This is a genomic window from Mesorhizobium sp. M2C.T.Ca.TU.002.02.1.1 (assembly GCF_003997225.1).
The window spans coordinates 1-2,514 of sequence record NZ_RZTO01000860.1 but is presented as its reverse complement, the minus strand read 5'-3'; the positions used below and the strand labels follow the sequence as shown (position 1 = coordinate 2,514).

The 2,514-nt window shown below is 64.4% G+C and carries 4 protein-coding genes and 1 pseudogene; 2 read left to right on the top strand and 3 right to left on the bottom strand.

From position 1 onward, the window contains the following. The coding region (locus EOD07_RS30555) for a DMT family transporter (RefSeq protein ID WP_164772692.1) at positions 1-312 on the top strand (312 nt) is incomplete at its 5' end. Between the two features lie 112 nt (positions 313-424). On the opposite strand, the gene EOD07_RS30550 is transcribed toward EOD07_RS30555, so the two are convergent. The 3 genes from EOD07_RS30550 to EOD07_RS30540 all read right to left on the bottom strand — a co-directional run bounded on the left by EOD07_RS30550 (position 425) and on the right by EOD07_RS30540 (position 1,841). Next, positions 425-694: a helix-turn-helix transcriptional regulator gene (locus tag EOD07_RS30550; RefSeq protein ID WP_127237956.1), complete on the bottom strand. Its 270-nt coding sequence runs from the start codon at positions 692-694 to the stop codon at positions 425-427. Between the two features lie 89 nt (positions 695-783). Further along, positions 784-1,485: a phosphatase PAP2 family protein gene (locus EOD07_RS30545; protein ID WP_127237955.1), complete on the bottom strand. Its 702-nt coding sequence runs from the start codon at positions 1,483-1,485 to the stop codon at positions 784-786. A gap of 17 nt (positions 1,486-1,502) precedes the next feature. Beyond that, positions 1,503-1,841, bottom strand: coding sequence for a hypothetical protein (locus EOD07_RS30540; RefSeq protein WP_040984852.1), 339 nt, complete (start codon positions 1,839-1,841; stop codon positions 1,503-1,505). Positions 1,842-2,252: 411 nt separating this feature from the next. Between EOD07_RS30540 and EOD07_RS30535 the strand changes: the two are divergent. Then, positions 2,253-2,514: pseudogene (locus EOD07_RS30535) on the top strand (dTDP-glucose 4,6-dehydratase); the annotation flags it as partial.

Here is a 2,514-nt window from a genome sequence, read left to right as displayed (position 1 = left end):
ATCCTCGGCCTCGCAGCACCGTGGCTCGCGATCGCGCTGCCGGGCGATCTCTGGCTTCCCTTGGCCGGGGTGGCGCTGCTTTCGCTTGCCGGACAATTCCTGATGAGCTGGTCCTATGCGCGTGCCGAAGCGCAATATCTGATCCCGACCGAATACTCGGCCTTCATCTGGGCGATCGCGCTTGGCTGGTTCTTCTTCGGCGAGAAGGTGGCCTGGACCACGCTGGCGGGGGCAGGCCTTATCGTCGCCGGCTGCCTGATCGCCGCGCGCGCCAATCCGAAGCTTGCCGAACCGATCGAAGCGGCGATGTGAATGACGCCGCTCACAGCAATTCCAGGAAAAGCGTAAGCGGTTTTCCGTCCGGAATTGCGTAAAAACAACCAGATAGGGCGTTTCACCGTTTCCTTGAAACGGCGAAAACGCTCTAGGCTTGCGGGTTCTGCGCCGGGGTTGCCTTGAGGCGCACGCCCCTGCCGCCGCGCTCGCTGGCCTGGTTCTCGCCGATCAACTCGACACCCGCCTCGTCGAGCGCCTGGATGACCTTCATCAGGGTGTCGACCACGCCCCGGACGACGCCGCCGCTCGCTTCCATGCGCTGGATCGTCGGCAGCGAGACCCCGGCGCGCTCGGCGAGCGTCTTCTGGTCGATGCCTGTCAACGCCCGCGCGGCGCGCATCTGTGCGGCAGTGATCATCGGCCAGAACCTGTCCCTGAATCTACGAAAGATGTGTATTGTAGATATTACAATGCCTCAAGCATCATTTTATACGCTTTTGCCATCACTTAGTCGCTGTCGGCCACCACTTTGCGCCGTTGCAGCAGGCGCGCCGCAAGCCAGCACAGCATGGCCCAGGCAAAGCCCGCGCACCAGCCGGCAAGCACGTCGGAGGGCCAGTGCACGCCGAGATAGACGCGGCTGGTGCCGACCAGCACCGTGGTGAGCACGGCGAGGCCGAGCACGAAAATCTTCGTCCTGCGGTCTGGCAGGAAGCGCGCGGCCAATGAGCCAAGCGTCAGATAGGTCACGGCCGAGAGCATCGCGTGGCCGCTTGGGAATGACAGCGACGTCTCGTTGACGAGATGCGAAACGAGGTCGGGCCGCGGCCGGTCGACCTCCAGCTTGAGCAGGCTGGAGAGCACTTGCCCGCCCGCCACCGCCGCGAACATGAACAGCGCTGTCGTAGGTCTGCGGATCAAGAGCAGATAGACGATGGTCGCCGTCGTGATCAGCACCAGCACGACGGTGCTGCCGAGCGCGGTGACGTCGCGCACCGCGCCTTCCAGCCAGGACGGACCGATCGGACTATCCGGCTGCCCGGCATGCCGGAAGGCGAGCAGGATTTCCGTGTCGAAGGCGTGCGGGGTCGTGGCGCGCGCCAGCTCGATCAGTTCCACCAGGCCCCATAGCCCGCCCGCAATCACCAGCCCGGCCAGCAGCACCGGAAATTCCAACTTGTTGAGCAGCGCGTTGGCGATCGGTTTCATGCGAGCCTTTGATCCCGCTACAGCCGCTGCATATAGGGCCCGAGCGTGATCAGGGCGACGGCGGCGATCGCCAGCACCATGCCGGTCGCCTGCAAGGCATTGAGCCGTTCGCCGAAGAAAGCGAGCGCCACGACATTGACCGCGACGAGCTGGATCACCGCCGACAGGCTGAACGACACCGACATGCCGAATTCGCGCACCAGCCTCAGCATGACCAGATTGCCGGCCGTATAGAGCGCCAACGTCAAAAGCAGCTTGGCGAGGCTCGGCGCCAGCCCCCATTGCTTGGCCGCCATCGCCGCCAGCACGAACATCACGGTCGAAATGCAGAGCTGCGCCAGTCCCCAGAAACTCACCCGCCGTCCCCTTTTTCAAGCGCCGTCGCCACGCCGGCCGCAGCCCTTGTTTCCGAAGCGGACGAGGCCGTCAAGCTGGCGGCGGCCAGCTTCCTTCTCCCCGTCACTATACGGGGAGAAGGTGCCGGCAGGCGGATGAGGGGCGGCGCTGACATTGGCCATCAGCATCACATACCGCAGTGCCTTTGCTGGAATTGATCGTCACGGCGCCTCTGTTTGCTAGGTCGGCGCTGCCCCTCATTGCCCTGCCGGGCATTTCTCCCCGTATAGCGACGGGGAGAAAGCGGCCGACATCGACGGTTTCGCCAATCGCCAAGGGCTACGCCGAAGCAATGTCACGAAAATGTGATCGGGGCGCTTTAGGGGTCGAAAGGTCAAATCCCAGCCACCTCAAGAAGCCAGAGGAACACCATGACCGCGACCCCTGAGACCCGTTTCCGCAGCAGCCAGCTCGAGGACAATGACGGCGCGCCCGTCAACCCGACCGACAACCGCACAATGGGTGAGATCATCGCCGCGCGCTTCTCGCGCCGTGGTTTTCTCATGGGTTCGCTGGCCGTCTCGGCCATCGCCGCCACCGTCAGCCCGCTGGCGCTGATCGCCGCCGACGAGGCGCGCGCCGCCGAGGCTTCGGCCTTCAAGTTCGACGAGATCGAGGCCGGCATCGACGACA